We start from the raw sequence: 711 nt of genomic DNA, 5'->3' as shown, positions 1-711 counted from the left end.
CGAGCGACGAGCCGAGCCGGTTCTGCGACACGCGCGCCCGGCTCTGCGCGGCGCCTGCCGTGATCGTCGGCAGGAACCCGGCGTGCTGATAGTCGACCATCGCGCGGGCCTGTTGCAGGTCGGCGACGGCTTTCTTCACCGTCTGGTTCGACACGTCGACGCGCGCTTCGAGCGCGTTCAGATCGGCGTCGCCGAACACGGTCCACCATGCGCCGCGCGCGGCGTCGTCGGCGGGCATCGCGACGTGCCAGCCGGCTTGCGCGGCCGGTACTGCCGGTGCGCCCGCGTAGTGCGCGGGCACCGCGACGGCGGGCGGCGAATAGGGCGGCAGCGTCGAGCAGGCGGTCAGTGCGGCGACGGCGCCGAGCGCGACGATGCGGCGAGCGAACGGGAGCGGATGAGGAAGGCGCATGGCAAGTATCTCGTGAGTCGTCGTCGATGGGTCAGCCGCGGGCGGGCGCTGGAGCGGGTGTCGACGCAGCAGGTGCGACGCCGGCCGCGCGCAGCGGCGGCACGTTGTGCACACCGGTCGCGGACGCTGGCTGCGCGGACGAAGCAGACGAAGCAGACGAAGCAGACGAAGCAGACGAAGCCGCAACCGGCGCCGCATCGTGCGAAGTCGACACGATCTTCACGGCTTCCCCGGCCGTGATCGCATCCCCCGGGTTGTCGATCACACGATCGGTCGCCGCGAGCCCCGCGACGATCTCG

2 pseudogenes are annotated in these 711 nt (G+C 71.9%); both read right to left on the bottom strand.

Going from position 1 to position 711, the window contains the following annotated elements:
- Positions 1-412: pseudogene (locus JMF90_RS39260) on the bottom strand (RND transporter); the annotation flags it as partial.
- Positions 413-443: 31 nt separating this feature from the next.
- Positions 444-711, bottom strand: a pseudogene (locus tag JMF90_RS39255) (efflux transporter periplasmic adaptor subunit); the annotation flags it as partial.

Source organism: Burkholderia sp. E168m23 (assembly GCF_016586125.1).
In the GTDB taxonomy this organism is placed as follows: Bacteria; Pseudomonadota; Gammaproteobacteria; order Burkholderiales; family Burkholderiaceae; genus Burkholderia; species Burkholderia orbicola.
The sequence above is the reverse complement of the archived record's forward strand: the minus strand, read 5'-3'. Positions and strand labels throughout refer to the sequence as shown.